The sequence below is a fragment of the Cryobacterium algoricola genome (assembly GCF_004402485.1).
In the GTDB taxonomy this organism is placed as follows: Bacteria; Actinomycetota; Actinomycetes; order Actinomycetales; family Microbacteriaceae; genus Cryobacterium; species Cryobacterium algoricola.
The window spans coordinates 153,512-171,665 of the sequence record NZ_SOFG01000009.1; the positions used below are offsets into that span (position 1 = coordinate 153,512).

Here is an 18,154-nt window from a genome sequence, read left to right on the forward strand (position 1 = left end):
GCAAAGCCTCCTCGTTCTGAGTGGAAGGTGCGCCGCGGGTCCCGCACCCCGGTTACTGTTCTCAGGCCATCTGGCCTGAGGTCATCCGGGCGGTGGTGTCGAAGAGGGCAAGTTCGTCGGGGTGCAGTTGGTGCTGCACGACGAAGCTGCGATCCTTCACCCGCCAGAGGCCCTGGCCGACGCCGAGAACCGGGAGCAGCTTCTGCTCGGTTCGGCTGAGCCCGAGGGCAGTTGCGGTCGATCCAAGCTGGTCCGGTTCCTGGCGATAGACGATGCGAGTCTCCGCGTTCGCGAGCAGTGACGAGGCGAGCGCACGCATCGCAGACCCCGAGTCGCCGACATTGTCGAGGTCGGAAAGCTTGTGGAAGATGAGCATGTTCGCGATCCCGAAGTGCCGGGCCAGGCGCCACTGGGCATCCATCCGGCGCAGCAGGGCCGGATACGCCATCAGCCGCCAGGCCTCGTCGTAGATCACCCACCGCTGGCCACCGGCCGGATCGGCGAGCGCGGCCTCCATCCACGCCGAGGAGCACGTCATCAGCACCGAGATCAGGGTCGAGTTCTCGGCCACCCGCGACAGGTCAAGCGAGACCATCGGTAGCGACGGGTCGAAGCGCACGGTGGATGGGCCGTCGAAGAGCCCAGCGAGGTCGCCGGCCACCAGGCGTCGCAGCGCATGGCCGACGAGACGCCCATCTTGCGCGAGTCGACCCTCGTCGTCGTGGGGGTTGGGAGCGAGGATGCGATCCACCACCATGGGCAGGATTGGCACCTCGGCGCTGCGAACCGCATCCGTCAGGGCGAGGTCGATGGCCGTGTGCTCAAGCGGGCTCAGGGGGCGATCGAGCACGGTCTCGGCGAGCGCTCCAATCAGGTCGCGACGCCTCGCGGCCAGCAGCGCCGCCCACTCGGCGTTCGACGCGGATGCCGCCCGGTGGCCCTCGTCGAGCGGATTCAGCCTGTTGCGGAGTCCGTGGCCGAGGATGATGGCTTTGCCGCCGACGGCCTCGGCTACGGCGGTGTGCTCGCCCTTCGGGTCGCCGGGCACGTAGACGCGCCGGCCGAAGGGGAGCGAGCGGGTGTAGAGCGACTTCGCCAGCGAAGACTTGCCGGAGCCGACAATGCCGGCGAGGACAACGTTCGGAGCGGTGAGCATCCCCTGTTGGTAGAGCACCCAGGGGTCGTAGACGAAGGCGCCACCGGAGTAGAGGTCCTGTCCGACGAAGACGCCGGCCGAGCCGAGGCCGGCCTCGGCCAGAAACGGGTAGTGGCCAGAGAGGGTCGCCGAGGTGTCCTGGTGCTTCGGGAGCCGGAGTCGCCCAGGCACCCGTAGCTGTGCGGGACCCGACTCGCCTGCGGCCGGAAGGTAGGCCGCCGAGCGCGCCTCGTCGCGTTCAGCATGCCAACGGGCGCGCGCCTCGACCTGCTTAGTTTTCCGGGCATCCGCTTCGATCTTCGCTGCTGCTAGCTTGCGGGCGCGACGGTCGCGGCGGAGCTCGCCGTGCGGTTCGACCAGCGTGGCCGTGTGCAGCCGTTCGTTCGCACCTGCGCTTTTCACAGCGAGACCGTCTGTCCAGCCAAATTCGCTGATCGGCCCGGCCGGACGACCCACGGGTCGGAAACGTCCGTGCGCGCTCGAACAGCCTCCCTGGCTGTGCCTCCGGGTGCCGCCGGGACGGTCTCCAGTTCAGATTCAAGCGGATGCCGCCGCAGGAGAGAGACGTACCGGAACCGAGTGCTGTACGTCAGCGCGTACGGCGAGCCGTCGTCCTCGACGATCGTGTCGGTCGATCCGGCCGGGATGCGGTCGTAGACATACCCGTTCGTGAGTGCGGCATCCGTCGTTTCATCGCCGTGGTCCCATTGCTGCAAATACTCGAAGGCGGTGGTGGCTCCGCTGCGGTCGATGAGGCCGAGCGCCTCCGTGGCTTGCTTTCCCTGCAGGAAGGTCACGCTGATCCAACGGGATGCGGGTGTTGTTATGGGTTCGTCGAACATGTCGTCTCCAATCCGGTAGTTGCGCAGGATAGGTGCGCACAGCTCACACGCTGCGGCACAGCGGGAGCGCCGCGGCGGTGAAGGCTTGTGCTTGTTGGCCGACGAGCCGGCGTGTTTCGCAGGATGCCTGGATGGCGGCCTGCTCGATCGACGACACCGCGGCGTCGAGCTCGTCGACCGTGGGAGCGGTCACGCAGACGAGACCAGTCGTGTGCAGCACCCCGTGGCCGGCGGTCAGGTCTGCCTCCTGGTTGAGCAGGTCGTCGTATTCTGCGGTCGCACCAGCATCCTCGATCTGGCCGATGCGTCGGCGCTGGTGGGCGTCGCTGATTAGCTCGGTCTTCTTCTTGCGCAGATCGCGTGCTGCCTGATCCGCGCGCACGGGCAGGTAGTGCAGGGATACCGTGCGGAGGATGCCATTAGTGAACACCAGAGGGGAGAGGAAGCCGGGGAACACCTGTGACCTGGGCCATTCGCTGATCCACAACACGGCATGGAAGGCACTGTCCGTACGGAGCCCATCCCAGCTCTCCGCCACGGCAACCGGCCCGGCGGTGGCCAGCGAGCGCCCGATGTCTGGATGCCGCTCCAGGTCGACGCCCACGGCGGGGTCGTAGGCAGTGCGCAATATCATCGCAAGCTCGTCGGCGGTGAGCCAGCCGCCGATAGTGAGGTCCGCTGAGCGCAGCGCCCCGGTCAGCGCTGTCATTTCCTGGCGGAGAACAGTGGCCGCGCCGCGCATGCCACCGCCCTGTGTGCGCACTTGACGGGATGCCGCAGTGAGATCCAGGGAGAGAGCGATCGTCGTCGCGTGGCGTTCACCGGCGGGCCCTGCGCGCTCAATGAGATCGCGATAGGTGGTTGCGGCCCAACCTTCGTCCTTGATGCCCTGCCGCTCCCACCAGTCGGCCAGTCCAGTGCCGGAATCGGGCAGCGTTCGTTCCGACACCTGCACCCGCGAGATTCGCCCCGACCGGCACGCCCCGGCCAGTACTCGCCCCCACCCCACCACTCGCCGATATTGCTCTGCCGGGTCAAGCAGGGCGAACGCTGGGTGCGACACCGCGACGACTGCGGTCAAGGTTCGCGCGTGCGGGTCGTGGATCATGACCGCCCCGGACTCTGGATCGTTCCACTCTCGGAGCGCGGCCGCGTCGCCCGGAAGCGACAAGGTACCAACTGGGCGCGGCCGGACGATGCGGCGCCGGTACGTGAGCTGATCGTGGGCGGCACGCCACATCCAACGGCACCCGATCGGCGCCCACTCGACGACCTTTCGGCCGCCGATCGGGATGCCGGCGACCAACGCCGCGGAGCCCCACACCGGGCTCGTCCACACGATGCCGGAGGTGCCCGCCGTGTAAAGCGCGGCGACAAGGGTGAACGTACCGACAGACAGAGCGATCAGTTGTGGCACCGAGAGCCCAAGCAAGATGCCTCTTTTGGTCAGTCGCGAGAACTGCCCCGGCGCAAGCTGGTACTCCGCGGGGTGCTTATCCGTGTCCATCACTACGCGCCCTTCCCAATTCGTTCGCCTGCGGGCAACGCCGGTCCGCCTGGTGAAGCGGATGCTCGCGCTGGCCGATAGGTCGACCGAGGTGTACTGGGTATGGCGGTGTCGCCAGCGGATTGCGAGTGCTCATCCGCTGTCTGACCCACCCCGCGGCCGGCCTTCGGGCCAGCCTGCGCGGTGGCGCCGACGACCGCCGCGCCCACGGCGACACCCGCTGTGGCCACTCCCGCCCCGGCACCCGCGGCCGCGCCGGCCGGGGCAGACCCGCCCACACCAGCGCCCGGAGCAGCGCTCGCACCGCCCGACGAAACGGGGCCCGCTCCACCGCCGCCCGACACGGCCGCCTGCGCCGAGCCGCCACGCGCCGACTTCCCGTTCCCGCCGTCGCCGCTCGGGCCCAGAATCTTCTTGGCGCCTTCGGTCATCGGTGAACTGGGCACCGGCACGGGCCGATTCAGCGCGGACTTCGCCTCCTGCTCACTCGACATCGCGTGGTACATGTCCACCCCTACGAAGTTGAGGAACTTATACGTGATGTATGGCGCGAAGGCGGCGATGAACATCAACACGATCCCGGCGATCGGATCACTCACGGACGCCAGATCCGCATCGATCGGAGCCGACACCTGCGCGACAGCGACCAGGAAGATCACGACGAGCACCAGCTTCGACAAGATCAGGGCGATCACGAACGCGACCCATTTCGAAAACCATCCCTTGGCGGCTTCCCAGGTCGCGCCGGCGAGCGCGATCGGGCCGAACACGATAGCCACCAGCAGTAGTGCCTTGCGAATGAGCAGGGAGAACCAGACGATCGCCGCTGCGCTGATCGCGAGCGCGGATAGGAAGATCGTCACGATCGCACCGACTCCGGGGGAGCCGACGTTGATCGCGGTCAGGCCGGCGGGGAGTAGCGCGATGCGGTCGCCCATCCCTTTCATCGTGTTGCCGCTCGCGGTCACGACTCCGATCGCCAACTGATCGGTGATCTCCAGGAGTAGGCCGGTGATGGTGATGATCACGAACGATCCGAGCACCGACTTGGCTACGCCGATCGCGGCTCGGGATAGCGCCGTAGGGTCGCGATGCACGAGCCCGGAGATGAGTTGTAGGCAGAAGAACACCAGGGTCACGAACACGGCAACGCCGAAGAGCACGTTGTACACGTGGACATAGGCCGGATCGGTGAGGTCGACGAGCGTGGTCGAATCAAAGGCCGACCACACGGATTCAAAGAGCCACGCTGCGGCTGACCCCATCGACTTGGCAAGCCAGTCGAACGGCGCCGCGACCAACGACGAGGCGCCCTCGCCGACCGTTTGACAGACTTCGGCGATCACTGGCACATCGCATACGCTCATCTGTTGTCCCCGCTCGCGTCGGGATCGGGGTCAGACGGCCTGGCCAACGTTCCAGAAGAAGTTGACGAGCGTGACGGATGCGCCGCACACGATCGCGGCACCGCACGACGCGAGCACACCGAGTTTGCCCCGCGAGGCCAGGTTCGGGTTGGACGAGTTAGCCCCAAACCCCCATACGATCGCCGAGATGATCAAGGCCAGCACGCTCAGGATGAGCCCCACCGTCATCACCGCGCCCACGATGACACGCAGCTGCTCGATGCCCGGAAGGCCCGTCGCGTTTGGATTGATGTCGACCACAATCAGCTCCCTCTGTCGGTTGATGCGTACGACATGGAGGAGCGCACGGCATTCCCAGATCACACAGATGGATACCGAGCGTTCCAAGTCGACGGGAAACATCTCCGTCAGCATGAAGATATCGGCGGAACTATCTGCGTTCGGACACGGAGGTGGCCGAGTTCGTGCTGCTTTTCCTTAGCTCGTTGAGCGGCGAGGCGGCCAGCGGTTCGCGGATTGCGACTCATTGTGGGCGGTCGCAGAGGGCGGTGCGCCGATTCGTGGAAGGCCTCAATCTGTGATTCTTGTCCCTCTTCGGAGGGGATTGTTGGTAGCGCATCGAGCCGAGTCCGCGACACGCTTTCAAACGGCCCTTCGTCTCGCATCCCATGTGTTTCGACACACTTAGGTTATGAGCCATTTCACTCGATTTGACTGCAGACGGAAGGCATCTGCGGCCACGACTGTTGCGCGTTTCAATGGTCCCCGAAGCCACACAAAGGCGCTTAGAAGCGTGCGCTCATGCCCGTAAGTCGGGCCCATCGGGGAAACCTGTCCTACTGGCGGACGAAACGGCGATAGCCGGACAGGTCATTAGTGAGACCCTTCTGAGGAGGAGCCATGACAAGAGATCCGCTCGACGAGCTGCTGGACCGTTCCGCACCGTACGCGCCAGAGGCTGTGTCGGAATCCGTGACGGCTGTCTATCAGGCGATGGCGCAGGATGCGCGGGCGCAGGTTCGAAGGCCAAGACGGCGGTCCCACTTCGCCATAAGTGCGGGGCTAACGGTGGTCCTCGCGGGCGGCGTAACAGCGGCCGCGGCGGCAGGCCTGTTCTCCTGGAGTGGCTGGGCGAGCCATCCTGACATCACCTATTCCTTCACGCTGCCAAGCGGTCGGCAGTGTGAAGAACGAATTCTCGTGAACGACAACACCACAGCCGGGGACGGCCTCCGGACTCCCTCCGCCGGGGGAGCGGCGCTGAAGGACTGGGCAGATTCGGCCGATTTCGACTCGCTCATAGACGTGCGGGCGGAGGTAGCCGCCCTCGACCCCGCCGACGGACTGTCCATCGCCTTGAAGAAGTCGGGTGCGATCCAGCCGGACCCGGCGGGGCCTAACGCCATCATGATCGTGCTGCGCGAGGCAGGTGGGCTCGAGGTCGTCCCAAAAACCGTGCCAGGGCCAACCTCCGATGATCTCTACGCAAACGCGATCGACACTGCTCTACTCCGCCTGCTCCAACAAGAGGCGGTCAAGATCGGAGCTTCCAGCGACTGGTCCACAAATCTCCAGATGCAGTGCGAGCCATCCCAGTGACCCGCCCCGACTCAATTGCGGCAGAACTCACCTCAAACGCGCCGGCACTCCTTAGATATCTCGCCCGGAGGGTCGGAGCGGATGACGCCGCCGACCTACTAGGGGAAACAATGGTCGTTGCATGGAGACGCGCGCGTGAATTTCCACAGCAACCCGAGCGCGCACGAATGTGGTTGTTCGGGATCGCTCGCGGTGTCCTGCAAAACCATGCCAGGGGAGAACGGAGACGATGGGCTTTAGCGGACCGCCTTCGTGGGGAGTTGCGGCTCGCGGAATACCCGTCCGCTGATGCGGGCGATGAGGTAAGAGATGCCGTTGAACGCCTCGACGCCGATTTGGCTGAAATTGTCCAGCTCGTTCACTGGGAGCGCCTCACGCTCGCGGAGGCGAGTGAAGTTCTCGGCATCCCTGCTTCTACGGCTAGAGGGCGCTACCAGCGCGCCCGCGAACAACTCCGCTCCAGCCTCGACGACACGATTACGCCGGACGAGCGCCGCGTCAAGGCGACATCCTCCACAGAGCCTCAGTCGTGTCCGAAAGGCGAACGTTGAACGGGACTGACGGAAGGCTTTGCGAGGCTGTCCGAGCCGGACCCAGCAGCTGAGCGAGCTATTCGCTGTCTCAAGGGGGATGAGGGTCGTGACGGTGAGTGATCACGGTGGGTGATACTGACCGCTAGCTAAATGCTCTTTAGTCAAGGACGTGCCTGAGGTAGCGTCCCGGGTCATCCAGATAACGTTTCCAATGTTGCACGAGCTCCAGATCGGCCCACTCAGTTCGAACAAGGCCGTCCTCGGTGAGTTCGAGAATGTCGGCGCCAGGCATGGACGCCAGCAGCGGTGAGTGGGTGGCGCAGATAACCTGGCCACCAGCCCTGACATCGCTGTTCATCGAAGCAATCAGACTCAGGCACGCGGTGAAAGAGAGCGCTGCTTCGGGCTCGTCGAGGAGATACAGCCCCTTGGCCGAGAACCAATCCTCGAATACCTGCAAGTAACTCTCGCCATGGCTAACGGCCGTGTAGCTATCGCCATACCCGAGGCGTTGGAACACATCCAGCGCGGTCTCCGACCGGAGAAAGAATCCTTTGGCTTGGGTCTTCACCATTGTCGACCCTCCGAGTCCACGGTCGAATCTCATGGCTTCGCCAAGCACCGATTTCCGCAACTCGGACGAGTATTTGCGACCGCTCTGGCCGCCTCGCACATCCACTCCCCAGGCCTCCGCCACGGCTTCGACAATGGTTGATTCGCCAGTACCGTTCTCTCCGACGAGGAATGTCACTGGCGCGCTCAGGGCCACCCCGTCACCTACTAAGTCCCTCACCGCCGGAATCGACCACGGCCACGTTGTCAACTCACTGGCCAACGCGTCCGGCACATAAATGCGCTCAACAATCATGCAACTCACTCTCCCATGACCTCCGGAGAAAGCCCGGTAGTCGAACCTCTCGTGCACCTTGTCAACGCTGAATTGGCTCTCATCAGGGCCGATTTCGTAACCAACCTGGCCAGGCCCACCGGGCCGTTTAGCGCGGTGTTTTCGGCACGACCGATGGCCACCACGTGGACCTAGACTCTCTCACCGAACCAGCGACCGGCATGAGCGCGGTGCTCTTGGCAAGCAAATCGGAGGGTTTGCCAGTATCCGTGGACTGCGGCCCTCGACGCACTCACGCTGGATGAGTCGCCTAACCGGTCCCTAGGTTTAAGTCAGGCGCGGTGGGCGACGCCGCGGGCCCCGCGCGGGTGAACTGTAGTCTTCGCCTATGGCGACACTTAAATACCCACAGCTGAGGAATCTCGATTTCGGGCGGCTCAGCGCTTCAGAAGAGGCCCGAGTTTCGCCCGACCTCTTACTTTCGGGGTACCACGATTTTCAGCAGGCCGCATACAGAATCGCTCGTGGGACCGCATGGGTCGTCGTGGGTCCGAAAGGTGCGGGAAAAACTGCCTCGATAGAGCATCTAGACCTCATGTGGCGCACCGATGAGATGAAATTTCTCGAAAAGTGGGACTTGGCTTCCTTCCCAGTGGCAGACGTTACTGGGCTACAAATTGGCACGCAGCCTGGCCCCTCCAGCACCCGAGCGGCCTGGGAATTTCTGATTCTTCTTCGAATATTCGAGTCTTTGGTTGGCGATATGGGAATCACTTTCCAGGGAAACGTGGTTCAGCTGACCAAAGATCTTGCGGCCGCGGGCCTGATACAAGGCCCAGATCTTCGAACCAAATTCTTCGACTGGTCGCAAACAACAGTCAAATTCAATGTGGGATTCGTAGGGGTCGATTCAGGTAAGGACTCGGGCGCTACGGCTATTCAGATAGTCGAGATACTGCGCGTAGCAATTTCGTCGATGGCGACCGATTCCCGCCATGTTCTCGCCATTGATGGGTTGGACGGCTTCTTCGCGCAATCAAACCAACAGTTAGACGCCTTGGCGGCTCTCGTAGAAGCAGCTGCTGGCGTCAATGCATTCCTGGAGGGAACTAAGACTCGAAGTTCGGTGCTTCTCGCAATTCGGTCGGACATGTTCTCTCAATTACCGAGCACTGACTCGGCCAAGCTCGGTGACCACATGGTGGAGCTTGACTGGTCGAGAGGGGGCACCGGTCACGGCAACGAGCTGTGGAGTCTTGTGAACGCTAAAGCGCAGGCATCGGTGCATCCCTCGTTCGAAGGCCGCCCGCTGAAAGATGTACGCACTGCCTACTTCGAAAGTCCGATAGGCATCGGGCCGCACTCCTCGATCCCCGCGTATTTTCTTTCTCACACGAGACTGCTTCCGCGTGATCTTGTTGCCCTCATGACGGAAGTCAAGGGCGTTCACGGGGGAAGCAGCCAACTTACCGAGGCAAATGCCCGGGAGTCGGTCCGCCGATACAGCGAAACATACTTCATACGTGAGGTGGGCAATGGCCTAGCACGGGTATTGCCAGGGGCCAGTGCGACCAAGGTCGCGGCATTCATCGAATCCCTCACAACCCTCCAATCGCGCTATTTCCAAGCCACGGATCTGAATGAGGAATTGGCGGGAATGCTCGATCAGACCGAACTCCGAGCGCTGCTTAAGCAGCTGTACACAATCGGAGCGTTGGGCGTGAACACCACCGTCAACGGGACCCGCCATGTCAACTTCATCTACCGGAGAACGGCAGGTGGCGGGTTCTCATTCCTCCGGGAGTACACACTTCATAATTCGCTGGTGGTTGCATGGAACTTGCACTGGTGACTTCAAGACTGGTTGCCACAGCCCCGATGGACTCTGCCCGATAGAGGGACCCTGACGGACACGGATTTAGCCGCTGGGTCATCCGCTTTCAGAAATATCGCTGGGGTCTCACTTGGGAACAGCCACTGCGACAGTTCTGGGACCAAATCACCCGGCGCACGTGCGCGCCGATGCCGTGCTACTTAGGAACCGCTATGAGTCTTTGCTGACTGCACATGGGCGAAACCTGATCGACGGCCAATCAGAAGCCATGCGAGAGGCCCGACCACCGGCACGAAAATCGCCGTGAGCGCCCAGATCAGGGCTTGCGTTGACGTGAGGCATAAAGCAGCTCGAGCTAACGAGACAAGCGCCACGACGACCAAAGCAAGGAGCAGAAACGAGACCGTGGCCCACACGATGTCATACCCGGCGGGAAGGATTGGATTCATAGTGTCGCCCATATCGTCAGCCTAGGGCGAAGGTCCTGCGCACGGAAACGGCATCGCCAGCAAAGGACCCAGCTATTTATCTTGTGTGGGCGACCCGTTAATCGAACGGCTTGCGGGCATACTCAACAGTATTTTGGACTCCAGTGACCTTCACTCGGGGCGGCGGAATGCCTCAACGATGCGCGGCGGTCAGTCGATCGGTCGGCTCAGCGCGGCTCCCAGTCGACAGTCCGCCAATGCTCGCATGTGAGCCACCACGGCTTGTAGCCAGGCATACCGAGAGCTCACTCATTGGTTCCAGACACCGGTTCCTTTTCGGAGTTATACGGCGGGTTTGTCGTCCAGGTTGACTAGATACGCGGTGATGTCGATCGATTGGGTAGGCGGCAGTGTGATCGCGGCCGGGTCGATTGGTTGTGCGTTCATGGAGCGTTCCATTCGTGTCGGAATTCGCGGGTTGGATCGTGTGCCTGCCGTGGTCATCGCGGCCCGCAGTCAAATGCTCGCTGTATCGACTCAGGGGCCGCGATGGTTGCAATTCGCGCGCGGTTCACATGTGATCTCGCAGATTCAGTCTGGGAGAGGGGGCTCACCTTCCGGCTGGGTGGATGTAGTTGATCCCGACTGCCAGACGACGCGCAGCACGTCGATAACGTCGTCGGAGTTGGCACCGACCGCCTCGGCCTCGGCAACGAGGTCACGAATGCGTCGCACGACGGATCGAGGGAGCACGGCCGCCGAATCGGCGACGCGAGTGCCAGCGGCAGTGCGGGTGACGACCAGTCCGTCTCGCTCGAGCAGTCGGTAGGCCTTCGCCGCAGTGCCGGGAGCCACATTGAGGTCGCTCGCGGTTTGTCGCACGGTGGGCAATCGTTCGCCGGCACCGAGCTGGCCTGAGACGATGAGGCCCCGGAACTGGCGGTAGATATCGAGCGCTGGACTCGCCTCATCCGTCGGCGACAGGATCGGCTGTGTGCTCATCGCACGGTCTCCGGTTCCGGGCTGCGCTCGATGCGCCCGTTTGGCTGCCTGAGTGTCCGAACGCGAAACAAACGGCTCGCAACGACCAGCAATAGCACGAACGCGGTGATCTCGAGGACGGGAGCCAGCCAGCCTGCCGCGGCCGCGAACTCCGCGTACCGCCAGGTCATTTCGTACGATTCGCGCCGACCGTCGACCTCGGCCGTCACGTTTGATATCGAGCCATATCGGCCGATGAATCGAAAGGCGCCGCCGAGTGCGAGGAGCATCCCAGCGGTCGCGATATGCACAGCCCCGGACGCGATCTCGACGCGCGCACTCTGCTCCGAGCCAACGGTCTCCGGCCGAAGGAAGGGGCGCGCCGCGTTCCTTCGCAGTGTCGCCCAGGTCACGGCGATGAGTCCTGCGAGGCAGACGATCACCGGCACTCCGTACGCCCAGCCGTAGAACCACGGGCGGAGTGCGTCCATCGGCACATTGGGCACGGGGAGTTCGAGATAGATGTACCGACCGCGATCATCGGCCGACGATGCCATCCCGGCCGCAATGGTCGTCGCAAGGAGGGCGACCAGTGCGGCGCCCGCTCCGATGAGGCCAGCGCGCGGGCTGAAGCTTGTCCAGGTGCGCCTTGCGGTCGGCGCTACCGGCTGCTCGGGCTGAATGGTGCCCCTCAACACGATGAGGCCCAGAACGAAAGCGAGACAGAGGAACGCGGCGAACACCGGGGTGGCGTATTGCCACCACTCGACGACGTCGACAAGGTTCAGCAGATATCCGCGCACCACGTTCTCGATTGCGAACACGACGATCATCGCAATTGCGCCGACGCCGAGCGCGCGGCGCTCGAGCACGTATCGCATCGCGGTCGAAGGCCTCACAGCAGGGGTGCGCGGTATAGAACGACCGCGCCGGCTGCGCAGCCGGCGTACGAGGAGAGTGCCCGCGAAGATGAGCGAAGCGAGGACCAGAGAGAACAACGGCTGTGTGAAGGCAGCGGCCGCGAGCTCGGCCGGGCTGATAGAAGAGATGATGCCCCACGACATGGTGACCCCTTTCGTTTGTTGTGCCACATGTCTAACACAAGTTGTAGCAACTTGCGAGTACAAGCGGTCCCGGTGCTCACATTTGAGTTGATGTTCGAGCACCCGTCGCCACCCCACGCACCTGGACGCTCGAAATCAAGCCGCGAGGATCGCCGGAATCAATTTCCCAGCCGAAGCGCGATGGTGCTCGCGTGCCAAGGCTCGCTCGCGACCAATTGCGCAACAACTGCGACGCCCCGGTTGGTCTCTGCACCCAACCAACTGCCGCAAGCCGGACCTCCGACGGCCACTGCCCCGCGAACAGAGGCATTCACGACGTGCGCGGGCAAGGGGTGTCCGTATGACCCGCCCGATAGAGTTTCGCACTCAGGTGCCTCTAGCGCGGAACTGAGATGCTTACCCCGTGCACACGGACGACGAAGACCTTGACCCAGGGTCGCTGAACTGGACTAATCCGGCAGCCGGTCAAATGGACGAGCTTGAAAAGAGGATCAGCCAGCACCCGGGGAGGCGTTTGGGGAATCGCCTGGAACAACTCAAGCGGGTGTTCGAGGCGTGGGCCGGCTTCTCCATCTCCTTCAGCGAGCTACTGGAGAAGTGTGAGAAAGACGACGAGTTCATGCCGGAGCTGATAAGGAACGTCGGCGACCGCACGAAGCGACAATTGATCATTTTGTCACTTGATCAGGCCACAATCGCCTATACCGCGGGACTTGGTGCTGTCATCGACCAGAGCAGGGCAGTCGTACAGGCGCAGAGCAAGGCGATCCAGGACGAGTACGTCCAGCGTGCCTCCGTGATCATGAAGGGGCACCCCGGCGGCCCCTTTCTCGCGAAACTCCGAAATTATGTGCTCCACAATGTCGCAGCACCCTGGAGCTTCAGCGGTACTTTCGGCGAGGCATCGACTGCACGGGTGGCGCTCGACTGTGCGTCGCTACTTGAGGACAACAAAGCGTGGTCCCGTGATGCGAAACACTTCATCGCAGGCAGTGGCGAAAGCATTCAGTTGTCCCCCCTAATCGCTCCGTACCTCGCGGCGATGGTCGAACACATCGGATGGATATTTCCTACGCTTGTCAGAGCCAATGCGAAGATTCTGGATGACTGCGACGAACTCACCAGAGAACGAAACCTCCTACTGTCCGGAGGGGTGACCGACGGTCACGACTGGGAGGAACTGGTCGCGCACATGTCGGATAACATCAAGCGCGCCGACCGGGGCGAACCACAAACTGACTACCGGACCGGACTGCCGATCGACGATCATGATGATCCTGGTGTCTCGAAAGCGTAGAGATACGGGAGGTCCGGCGCCCAGCATCCTGCGGTTTTCCAGAGAGCCGAAATCTCGCGGCGCGGCGATTCTCATAACTGCTTCTCGAATCTCATTCCTTGATTGGCGGTACTCTCCAATAGTTTTGAGACACTCCACATCAGGATGACGGAATGGCGAAGATTCTCGGCTCCTCGCAGGTACGCGTGGAGTTCGCTCGTCAGAGCGTGGAGCCCACGTCGAGCAGGAAATTGACCCAGGCGACGCCGGAGCCCGCGAGGGCCGCCGCGCCGCAGGCGGCCCAGAGCCCGTGCCGGGCTCGCGTGGCGGTCTGAAAGTTGCCGTTGGCGGAGGCGAGCGCCCAGGTGACTCCGCTGATGATCATCATGAGCACCGCGATGATGAGCACGAACGTCAGCAGCGCGCCGACGATGCTTTGCAACTGCTCAGCGCCTCCGACGGCGCCGAAGTCGGGAAAGATGCTCATCTCATTCCGCCCTTTCAGGTCAGCATTCGGCCGAGGCGGCCTCGGCTTGGGTCAGGTCGGTGGCGCCGTGCGCGGTGAGCCAGTCCACTGCATTGACGGCGGGATTGCCCGCCCCACCCGGATGGATCTCGATGTGGAGGTGTGGTCCGGTCGACTTGCCTGCGGAGCCGACGTCACCGATGTGCTGGCCGGCGGCCACGCTGTCACCCGCAGCGACGTGAATTCCACTGTCGTACATGTGCGCGTAGTACGACGTGACTCGCTCGCCGCCGACCGTGTGCTCGATGGTGATCAGGCCGCCGTAGGTGCCCCGTTGCGCGGCGAAGCTGACGACACCGTCGGCGATCGCGAGGATGGGTGTGTCCGCTGGCGCGGCGAGGTCGCTGCCCGCATGGAACGCTCGAGCGCCCGTGTAGGGGTCGGTCCGCCATCCGAAGCTGTCGGTGTTCGTGTACGTGCCTGTAGGAAGCGGGAACACGACGCGCGATGTCTCGGGAACGGTCGGTTCGGTACCGGCCGCGCTCGCCGGCTGCGCCCTTGTCAGCGCTGCAAGAATCGAGTCAGCGACGGGCTGGTAGTTCTGGTACCGGTCCGGGAAGGCACTGACTTCGACGGCCTGTGCCGCAGCGCCCGGGTCTAGCAGCTGCCAACCAGCGATATCGAGCAGCCCGCGGGGCGATCCTGCGTTCGGGCCGGAGGTCCCACCGAAGAACGCCCGCGCTTGGAACTGCGGGTCCATCAGCTCGGCGACCGTGCCCCATCCGGAGACCGGACGCATCTGGAAAAGCCCCAGGGAGTCGTGATCTGAACCGACCCCATCGTTCGGGTAGCCCGTTGACTCCGGATACGCACCCGGGTTGGCGAGCATCCGCAGCGTTGATTCGGTGAGCGCGGCCATCAGTGCGATGAGCACTCCGTCGCGACCGACGCCGACCGTCCGCGCGCCAACCGCGATGATTGTTCCAGCATGGGTCAGCTGCTGCCTGTCCAGGGCTATCGTTCGGCCGTCTCGAGTTTGGGCCGTGAAGGAGTCGGGAATGCTGCCGACAACAAGCGATCCCGATCCGCACGAGTTCGCACCAGGAATCATGAGAGCGGCCACGCCTACCACGCCGGCCAGCGGGCCGGCGAGCACAAGCGCCAAGAACAGGGCGATGAGCCTTTTCATCGCGTGTCTTTACTCGAGGGGCCGGTCTAGCTGCGAGATACGAAGGAGACTGCACGGCTTCTGGTCTGGGCACGCGATGAAGATCGTGAACGTGACTCTCCGTTCTGTGCGAACGACTTCGGTGTCCCACGTGCCTACTCGATGACGAGTACCGACCACTGTGAATGCGGACGCGCCGGGCGGAATCTGCCCTGCTGTCGCCTGCGCTTGCGCGGTCGACCAGACAGCGGGCACGGATACCGATTCGAGTTCGAGCCACTGCCGGGTGCCATATGCGCTGAGTTGCTTCCACGACTCGCCTCCAGGGAGGTAGCCCCGAACATCCGCTGCCACAGCAGCCGCTTCGTCCGCATCGGCGACGTCGACCAACTTCTGCACCCAGGAGGAGAGGCCACCGGGGTCGCGCGTGTCCCACGTGAACAGAGAACGCGCGACGCTGCGGGCAAAGAGCTCCGGGGTTGACGTCACGAGCACCTGTTGCGGCTGGCCGGCTTGGGACCGAGTCATCGGCGTCGGCAAGACGGATGCTGCGGGCACCGGCCGCTCGGACTGGCTTACTTGAGCCGGTCCCCTGAGCAGTCCGTATACGCCGATGATTGCGACCAGGATCAGGGCGACGCCGCTGCCGACGATCGCGACGACAAGGCGGCGCCGGTGTGCGAATCGCATCGTGGTCTCCTCAAGTCCAGATATGAGGCTCGTCATCCGGAAGTTCAACTGGTTGCCGACACCGGAGCCGCGCCGAGTGAGTCGTTGCGCAGCGATCGCAGCCGCTCGGCAAAGGCGATCGTGCCCGCGAGGGTCGCTTCAAACTGATCCCATTGCGCGTCGCTGAGTTCGGCAGCGATCTCGGCGGAGTCGTAGCGGAGCCACCACTCGCCGAGGTCATTCCAGAGGAACACGAACGACCGAACAGGCAACTTCGAGTCAGGGGAGCCTGCTGGTCTGGCCTTCTTGGCTCGAGTCGCTGTCTTCGCGCGGGCGAGCGCTGCTCGGGCCAGTTGCTCGAGCTCGGCCTCCTTCGTCGTACCTCCAGCGGCGTGCGCCCAAGAGATGTCGTTTGACGAGGCATCTGGTGCCGGCGCCTCGAGTTGGGAGAATGCGAGCTGAGTGTTCATGCGGCGGTGCGCGGACGCAACCGAGCCTCCGCTCTGGATCGCCTCAAGCTCGGCCGTCGCGCTCTTGCGCAGCGTTTCGTCGAGACTTTCGTCTGCCGCGATCCGCTGGAGGTGTCCGATTCGCTCGAGCGTCGTATACGAGCGTTTTCCGGTCACGAGGAGTGCTGCTTGCGCACGGGCATAGCCATCGAGCGATGTCAACGGTGCTGCCACCGTGGCAGCACCGTCTGACCTGGACTTTCCTTGCTCCGAGCCGAACCGTGTTGCTTCCTGACGCCGCCGGGCGTCCTCTGCCAGAAGCATCTTCACTTCGCGATACAAGGCGGCCGCTTCGACCGGACTCAGCGCCTTGTGGAGCGCGTTGTCGTCCTGCTCCGCGAGCAACTGGGTCAGTCGTTCTGAGATGCCGGATCGAACCCAGACGTTGAGCTTGCGCACCCCGAGCTGCCGAAGTGCGGCCAGGCGACGGGCACCGCAAACTAGTGTGCCGTCGGGCGTCACCGTGATCGGCTGAAGCAGCCCTTGTCGCTCGATCGAGGCTGCGAGCGCTTCGATGTCGCCCAGGTCTGTGCGATGCCGCGAACCGATCCGGATGGAGTCGATGGACCGCTCCAGTTCGATGTGCCCTGGGGTGCTCGTCATGGTCGCACTCCCGGAGCGTTGACGACGATGTCGGCGACCAGGTCGTCGTCACGGAGAAGAGTGCGAAGCGTCTCGCCGACGAGCAGACGAAGCAGGATGCCGCGACCGGCGGCTGTGTGCGCCTGCAGCGGGTTGCCGCAGCCCAACAGCGTCCGGAGCATCGTCATCCAGGCACGCTGTGGAACGTCGAGCATCGCCCGGGCGGCATAGTCGCGCCGCAGGGACTCGTAGGCCGAGGGCCGCGACGGCGCATCCGCGAGCCGGCCGCAGACGTACTCGACGCCATCTCGAGCACGGTCTGTCGGCCAACCCAGCAGGGTGAACAACGAGATCGCGTCCTCGACCGCCGACTTCACCTCGACCTGCGGCCGCGCGTCGGTCTGCGCGTCGAGGGGAGCGATGCTGAACGCGGGGTGGTAGTCGGGGAGCGCGTGTTCGCGATCACTGAAGCGTTCGGCGTCATGGTAGCTCGAGACCCGGGGCCGTCGCGCTTGGTGCACCGAGCAGAGCAGCCCCTGCGCACGTTCCTCCGCGATGCAGGTCACCTGCACTGCTCGGGTGACGATCGCCCAGGGGTCGTTGGCACGCAGCGTCGACGGAGCTCGCATCGCGTCGAACGCGGCCGCCGCGGCCTCCCAGGGATCCAACCGATGTTTGCGCGCCAGCGCCGCGTAGCGTCTGGCGGTGTACTGCATTAGTTCGCATGCCTCGGGGTCCGTTCGCCACCGGACCCCGTCATCCGCTTGAAGTCGGTTAAGCACCATCCGTAGGCCCTCGGAATCGTGGAACGTCCTCGAATCCGTATCCCGCTGCGTAGTCTCCATCACGGCACCTCCCGTCGAATAGCTGTGTGTTGCCGTGTCCAACAGGATGCTCATGGGTCAGCTCCGTCCGAGTCCGTACCGCGAGAACTGGGGATGGTCGCCCACCGACCCGAATTCGGAGAGGGGAGGCAGCCGGTCAGCGCGTTCACGGATCGCCCGACGGGTGGTGGCAGGTGTCCGACGCATCCGCCGCGAGAGCTCGGCCTCGAAATCGATGCCGCGCCCAGCAATGCGCCCGCTGCCGCTGTTGAGCAGATCAGAGGCGCGAACCCAGACAATGCCGGGGCTGGAGACAAGCTGTCCCGGCATCCTGACCCCCGTCCGCGCATCCGTGGCACGGTCCGGCGGCAGCGCCGAAATTGGCGCCTTCTCGATGAGCAGCGGATGCGGTGAGCGCCTCTCGACGTCGGCTTCGACGGTCTCTGCCCGGTGTGACTCGTGGGAATCTTCTTCGTCCATCGCGTGCACTCTCCTTCACCTT

At 63.7% G+C, this 18,154-nt stretch carries 19 protein-coding genes; 4 read left to right on the top strand and 15 right to left on the bottom strand.

Translation table 11 applies throughout. From position 1 onward, the window contains the following. Window positions 1–61 precede the first annotated feature (61 nt). Genes E3O44_RS05990 through E3O44_RS06010 form a run of 5 tightly spaced genes read right to left on the bottom strand, consistent with a single transcriptional unit; the run spans window position 62 to window position 5,172 of the window. Window positions 62–1,558 (bottom strand): ATP-binding protein, encoded by a 1,497-nt coding sequence (locus tag E3O44_RS05990; RefSeq protein ID WP_134533493.1) that lies wholly within the window; start codon window positions 1,556–1,558, stop codon window positions 62–64. After that, the gene (locus E3O44_RS05995) at window positions 1,555–1,998 is read right to left on the bottom strand and encodes a hypothetical protein (RefSeq protein ID WP_134533495.1); all 444 of its coding nucleotides are present in this window, start codon (window positions 1,996–1,998) and stop codon (window positions 1,555–1,557) included. Before E3O44_RS05995 ends, E3O44_RS05990 begins: the two co-directional genes overlap by 4 nt. A gap of 43 nt (window positions 1,999–2,041) precedes the next feature. Beyond that, entirely contained in the window at window positions 2,042–3,505 is a 1,464-nt protein-coding gene (locus tag E3O44_RS06000; protein ID WP_134533497.1) for an SCO6880 family protein, read from the bottom strand. Between the two features lie 2 nt (window positions 3,506–3,507). Continuing rightward, entirely contained in the window at window positions 3,508–4,872 is a 1,365-nt protein-coding gene (locus tag E3O44_RS06005; protein WP_134533499.1) for a TrbL/VirB6 family protein, read from the bottom strand. 30 nt (window positions 4,873–4,902) lie between these two features. Then, window positions 4,903–5,172: a DUF6112 family protein gene (locus E3O44_RS06010; RefSeq protein ID WP_134533739.1), complete on the bottom strand. Its 270-nt coding sequence runs from the start codon at window positions 5,170–5,172 to the stop codon at window positions 4,903–4,905. 600 nt (window positions 5,173–5,772) lie between these two features. Between E3O44_RS06010 and E3O44_RS06015 the strand changes: the two genes are divergently transcribed. Beyond that, a complete protein-coding gene (locus E3O44_RS06015; protein ID WP_134533501.1) occupies window positions 5,773–6,471 on the top strand; it encodes a hypothetical protein in 699 nt (232 codons plus the stop codon). Then, a complete protein-coding gene (locus tag E3O44_RS06020; RefSeq protein WP_134533503.1) occupies window positions 6,468–7,022 on the top strand; it encodes an RNA polymerase sigma factor in 555 nt (184 codons plus the stop codon). Before E3O44_RS06015 ends, E3O44_RS06020 begins: the two co-directional genes overlap by 4 nt. 139 nt (window positions 7,023–7,161) lie before the next feature. Here the strand turns inward: E3O44_RS06020 and E3O44_RS06025 are convergent, their stop codons facing one another. Further along, window positions 7,162–7,872 (bottom strand): AAA family ATPase, encoded by a 711-nt coding sequence (locus E3O44_RS06025; RefSeq protein WP_134533505.1) that lies wholly within the window; start codon window positions 7,870–7,872, stop codon window positions 7,162–7,164. 367 nt (window positions 7,873–8,239) lie between these two features. On the opposite strand from E3O44_RS06025, the gene E3O44_RS06030 reads away from it, so the two are divergent. Continuing rightward, window positions 8,240–9,703, top strand: coding sequence for a P-loop ATPase, Sll1717 family (locus E3O44_RS06030; protein ID WP_134533507.1), 1,464 nt, complete (start codon window positions 8,240–8,242; stop codon window positions 9,701–9,703). Between the two features lie 182 nt (window positions 9,704–9,885). Here E3O44_RS06030 and E3O44_RS06035 read toward each other — a convergent pair whose 3' ends face one another. The 3 genes from E3O44_RS06035 to E3O44_RS06045 form a co-directional block, all read right to left on the bottom strand. Further along, window positions 9,886–10,146: a PLDc N-terminal domain-containing protein gene (locus tag E3O44_RS06035; RefSeq protein WP_174775046.1), complete on the bottom strand. Its 261-nt coding sequence runs from the start codon at window positions 10,144–10,146 to the stop codon at window positions 9,886–9,888. Window positions 10,147–10,704: 558 nt separating this feature from the next. Continuing rightward, window positions 10,705–11,115: a GntR family transcriptional regulator gene (locus E3O44_RS06040; RefSeq protein ID WP_134533509.1), complete on the bottom strand. Its 411-nt coding sequence runs from the start codon at window positions 11,113–11,115 to the stop codon at window positions 10,705–10,707. After that, window positions 11,112–12,260 carry a hypothetical protein gene (locus E3O44_RS06045; protein ID WP_134533511.1) on the bottom strand — a complete coding sequence of 383 codons (1,149 nt, stop codon included), beginning with the start codon at window positions 12,258–12,260 and terminating at the stop codon, window positions 11,112–11,114. Before E3O44_RS06045 ends, E3O44_RS06040 begins: the two co-directional genes overlap by 4 nt. 301 nt (window positions 12,261–12,561) lie before the next feature. Between E3O44_RS06045 and E3O44_RS06050 the strand changes: the two genes are divergently transcribed. After that, window positions 12,562–13,455 (top strand): hypothetical protein, encoded by an 894-nt coding sequence (locus tag E3O44_RS06050; RefSeq protein WP_134533513.1) that lies wholly within the window; start codon window positions 12,562–12,564, stop codon window positions 13,453–13,455. Window positions 13,456–13,654: 199 nt separating this feature from the next. Here E3O44_RS06050 and E3O44_RS06055 read toward each other — a convergent pair whose 3' ends face one another. The 6 genes from E3O44_RS06055 to E3O44_RS06080 all read right to left on the bottom strand — a co-directional run bounded on the left by E3O44_RS06055 (window position 13,655) and on the right by E3O44_RS06080 (window position 18,132). Further along, window positions 13,655–13,921, bottom strand: a complete 267-nt coding sequence (locus tag E3O44_RS06055) for a DUF6112 family protein (RefSeq protein ID WP_134533515.1) — start codon at window positions 13,919–13,921, stop codon at window positions 13,655–13,657. A gap of 19 nt (window positions 13,922–13,940) precedes the next feature. Continuing rightward, complete coding sequence (locus E3O44_RS06060) at window positions 13,941–15,089, bottom strand: M23 family metallopeptidase (RefSeq protein ID WP_134533517.1); 1,149 nt, start codon at window positions 15,087–15,089, stop codon at window positions 13,941–13,943. A 9-nt stretch (window positions 15,090–15,098) separates the two neighbouring features. Beyond that, window positions 15,099–15,758 carry a hypothetical protein gene (locus tag E3O44_RS06065; RefSeq protein WP_134533519.1) on the bottom strand — a complete coding sequence of 220 codons (660 nt, stop codon included), beginning with the start codon at window positions 15,756–15,758 and terminating at the stop codon, window positions 15,099–15,101. A 44-nt stretch (window positions 15,759–15,802) separates the two neighbouring features. Then, window positions 15,803–16,849 carry a ParB N-terminal domain-containing protein gene (locus E3O44_RS06070; protein WP_134533520.1) on the bottom strand — a complete coding sequence of 349 codons (1,047 nt, stop codon included), beginning with the start codon at window positions 16,847–16,849 and terminating at the stop codon, window positions 15,803–15,805. After that, complete coding sequence (locus tag E3O44_RS06075) at window positions 16,846–17,544, bottom strand: hypothetical protein (RefSeq protein WP_338144724.1); 699 nt, start codon at window positions 17,542–17,544, stop codon at window positions 16,846–16,848. The genes E3O44_RS06070 and E3O44_RS06075 overlap by 4 nt, the downstream gene beginning before the upstream one ends. Window positions 17,545–17,730: 186 nt before the next feature. Next, window positions 17,731–18,132 carry a hypothetical protein gene (locus tag E3O44_RS06080; RefSeq protein ID WP_134533522.1) on the bottom strand — a complete coding sequence of 134 codons (402 nt, stop codon included), beginning with the start codon at window positions 18,130–18,132 and terminating at the stop codon, window positions 17,731–17,733. Window positions 18,133–18,154 lie beyond the last annotated feature (22 nt).

Bases quoted from the DNA above. Each gene is read 5' to 3' on its own strand.
- E3O44_RS05995 (WP_134533495.1), bottom strand. From the start codon at position 1,998: ATGTTCGACGAACCCATAACAACACCCGCATCCCGTTGGATCAGCGTG.
- E3O44_RS06080 (WP_134533522.1), bottom strand. From the start codon at position 18,132: ATGGACGAAGAAGATTCCCACGAGTCACACCGGGCAGAGACCGTCGAA.
- E3O44_RS06060 (WP_134533517.1), bottom strand. From the start codon at position 15,089: ATGAAAAGGCTCATCGCCCTGTTCTTGGCGCTTGTGCTCGCCGGCCCG.
- E3O44_RS06055 (WP_134533515.1), bottom strand. From the start codon at position 13,921: ATGAGCATCTTTCCCGACTTCGGCGCCGTCGGAGGCGCTGAGCAGTTG.
- E3O44_RS06065 (WP_134533519.1), bottom strand. From the start codon at position 15,758: ATGCGATTCGCACACCGGCGCCGCCTTGTCGTCGCGATCGTCGGCAGC.
- E3O44_RS06025 (WP_134533505.1), bottom strand. From the start codon at position 7,872: ATGATTGTTGAGCGCATTTATGTGCCGGACGCGTTGGCCAGTGAGTTG.
- E3O44_RS06070 (WP_134533520.1), bottom strand. From the start codon at position 16,849: ATGACGAGCACCCCAGGGCACATCGAACTGGAGCGGTCCATCGACTCC.
- E3O44_RS06075 (WP_338144724.1), bottom strand. From the start codon at position 17,544: ATGCAGTACACCGCCAGACGCTACGCGGCGCTGGCGCGCAAACATCGG.
- E3O44_RS06030 (WP_134533507.1), top strand. From the start codon at position 8,240: ATGGCGACACTTAAATACCCACAGCTGAGGAATCTCGATTTCGGGCGG.
- E3O44_RS06000 (WP_134533497.1), bottom strand. From the start codon at position 3,505: ATGGACACGGATAAGCACCCCGCGGAGTACCAGCTTGCGCCGGGGCAG.
- E3O44_RS06005 (WP_134533499.1), bottom strand. From the start codon at position 4,872: ATGAGCGTATGCGATGTGCCAGTGATCGCCGAAGTCTGTCAAACGGTC.
- E3O44_RS06035 (WP_174775046.1), bottom strand. From the start codon at position 10,146: ATGGGCGACACTATGAATCCAATCCTTCCCGCCGGGTATGACATCGTG.
- E3O44_RS06040 (WP_134533509.1), bottom strand. From the start codon at position 11,115: ATGAGCACACAGCCGATCCTGTCGCCGACGGATGAGGCGAGTCCAGCG.
- E3O44_RS06015 (WP_134533501.1), top strand. From the start codon at position 5,773: ATGACAAGAGATCCGCTCGACGAGCTGCTGGACCGTTCCGCACCGTAC.